The organism is Holdemanella sp. DFI.5.55, assembly GCF_020593575.1.
Classification (GTDB): domain Bacteria; phylum Bacillota_I; class Bacilli_A; order Erysipelotrichales; family Erysipelotrichaceae; genus Holdemanella; species Holdemanella hominis.
Genome location: NZ_JAJDMK010000130.1, coordinates 1 through 2,956 on the forward strand (window position 1 = coordinate 1; position 2,956 = coordinate 2,956).

The 2,956-nt window shown below is 33.3% G+C and carries 2 protein-coding genes; one reads left to right on the forward strand and one right to left on the reverse strand.

Annotated features, from left to right (window positions below; all coding sequences use genetic code 11):
- Positions 1-255: 255 nt before the first annotated feature.
- Positions 256-1,944 (reverse strand): phage/plasmid primase, P4 family, encoded by a 1,689-nt coding sequence (locus LJE08_RS13230; RefSeq protein ID WP_227403476.1) that lies wholly within the window; start codon positions 1,942-1,944, stop codon positions 256-258.
- A gap of 230 nt (positions 1,945-2,174) precedes the next feature.
- Here LJE08_RS13230 and LJE08_RS13235 point away from each other — a divergent pair.
- The coding region (locus LJE08_RS13235) for a hypothetical protein (RefSeq protein ID WP_227403477.1) at positions 2,175-2,956 on the forward strand (782 nt) is incomplete at its 3' end.

A 2,956-nucleotide genomic window follows, 5' to 3' on the forward strand; every position in this document is an offset into this window, starting at 1 on the left:
AAACCATGCCATTTCTAATGCTTCTGACATATTCTTATAACGTCCTGCTTTCACATCTTCATGTGCTTCTTTCATCACTTTGGATTTATCAATTTTCAATTCATCACAAATCCTCAACATAATTTATTTCTCCTATCTGTTACAAAATAATCTTGCAGTTTGGCTTCAAGCCATGCATGTCTGAGAGCTTCAGCAAGGTTACGGTAGCAACCTTGCTTATATTTCTTATGTGCGTTACACATAATCTCTTTTTTGTTATACATCGCTATCATCATCAGCACCTTGAACCGCCACGACTTTTCTTCTCTTCAATCCACTGTATTTAAGTTTGAGGTTATTTGGATAAGGACGATTGGTGCTAATATTCATCGGAGTAGCCATGGTTGTAATTTGATATTCAAGCAACAATGGTTCTCTTACAGTTGGGTCAATATATCCGTTGGAACGGGTATCGTCTGTCCATTCCCATTCAAATGATGGGTTCTCTTTAAGAGAAGAATTAACATATTCTTTTACACCATCAATAAAGTCGTTTCTGCCGATTACCTTTCCAGATGGTACAGTTTTTCGATACCATCCCTTATAGATTTCGTATAAAAAATCTGTTGCGGGAAGTAAATTCCACTTACATCTTGGAAGAATTTCTTCTAAGAACGCATGTACCGAATTTGAATACAGTCTGTATTCAGAAAGTGCAGATTTTGTTAAGGAAGTTTCTGTAAAGCTTTCACGGTATTCCATATCAACAAGGACTTTCTTCAAAATATATTTTTTCACGCAATCCATATAGATGAATTGTCCTTTGATATATTTACGCTCATTGCTAGTAAAACTTGCCGAAAAAGGAATGATATGTAATCTACGTTCAAATGATTTGGTTTTATCATCTACTCTTGGCAACTCGTTTACACACTCCAACACTAAACCATTAAAAGAAAAGTCAAATGCTGTCTGATACTTTTGCTTAATCGTGACACTGTCTCCAGTGATTACCGCCTTTAAGTTAGCCATTCCTTTGATATATCCCATATCATTTTCATCACACACAATAGCTGTTGCTTTTGGTAAGTTTGCCAATCCAAATTCAGCGGAAAACTCAGATAGTGGAATGTTAACTACATCATCACTATTCCCAATCAAATTCCTAATCAATTGGCAAATCGTGCCTTTGCCATTATTTCCATACGTGTTATAAAACAGGCACATTTTGTTATGCTTGGCAAGCGGAATGCAAGCCCTTTGAATTACTTCCAAAATACTCAATACAAATTCACTATCACCTAAACTTTGAAACCAGCTTTCTACATCAAGCGTACTTCCGTCTTCGTCAAAATAGATGTGTGGGTTAGTGACAGAGAAATCTAAAGGTGTATGGATTTTATTTGTGAAAACAAAATCCATTGAAAATGGATAGAGCTTTTTGTTTTTGACATCAAAAATACCGTTATCCACTGCAACATAGTAAGGAATTGCACATTTTTGAATGACTTTTGCCCTCAATTTTACACCCATGAAAAGTTGAGATACTTCTTTGTCTGAGATATCTGCTTTATAGCGTTTTGCTAATTCATAAAATGCTCCGTGAGGGTTCGTGATTACTTCCCAAACGCCCTCATTTCTACCACTCCACTGATAGATAGCCAAAGGAAATTTAACCTTTTGCTCCGTAGAATAATCGGAAGGCTTAATCACTAAGCTTTTATCCATAGGAGCCACCAAAGCGATATCATCTCTGTTAGAGATTAAAATTTCCATCGATAATCGTGGTAAATCAGTAAGCAGTTTGAGCTGAGCACCTTTTTGTCTTGCAGTGTTTTCAATAGTAAGAACATCATTGACATCGTCAACAACTTGCTCAGAACAAGCACTTTCTTGTGGTAACGGATTATGTTGCTTGATAAAATCTGTCGTTACCCCTTCAATAATTTGTGACATATTCTTCATGTCTTTTTCCTCCTTATTTAAAGTTTGTTTTTTACAAAGAACAAATGAATCGTTGTCTTTGTTATTTCAACTCGACGTCTTGTTGATGGTTTTATTGTATCTGTGAATAGGAGAACATTACAAACAAAGAAACAATATTGACAAGATGATGAAAAACGCCTTAAAATAAGGAAAAATAGAGATTTTTAAGGAGAACATTTTTTAGATTTTAGGGAACATAGGTGATTAAAATGAAAAAGAAGAATGGAAAACAAAATAAAATATGCGATTATGATATGATTTATGAACTATATGGAATTAAGAGAAGTCAATACGATAAAAATGAACTGAAAAGATTAACGCAATATATTTCAAGAAACTTCCGAAAATATTTAAAAGACATCAATTGCGAGAAATTAACATGGAATGATTTATCCCAACAAAGAATAGATTATTTTGTGTGTACTGTAATCAGGGATTATATGATGAAAGAAGCAAAGACGAAGTCAAGTGGAAGTGTAGCAAAAAAGAATATAGAAGAGTATTTGCTTAACAATATTGCTCAAGCTGAAAAAAATATTGAAGATAAAAACGATACGATAGATATTCTTCGTAAGAGAGATTATTTTGATGAAAATTCTAGAAATGAAAAAAAGGAAGAAGCATATAAACAATTTTGCAAGAACTGGGAAAAACTTACTTTCCAACCTGTACCAAGTTATAAAACATTCTTAAAGAATCCGAACTTATCCATTCATGACTATTTAATGGCTGAGAAATTTACTCCTTTAGATTATGATATAGAAATATATCGTCAAAAGATGAATGAAATAGTTTTGAATATCGTTGTTGAAATTCTTTCTAAATTAGTAGACTTAAAAATAGATTATGATACTATTCAAGAATCATTAGAATACATTTTAAGTCAGCGAAACGATGAATGTTCAGAGCTTATGGAAATGTATCAGTTTGAACCTTTTGAGTATAGTCGAGAGGAATATGTAAATAATGTGATAAAAGGACGTGAACAGGA

What these genes read in the sequence shown, in the direction of transcription:
- LJE08_RS13230 (WP_227403476.1), bottom strand. Translation starts at nt 1,944, where the DNA reads ATGAAGAATATGTCACAAATTATTGAAGGGGTAACGACAGATTTTATC.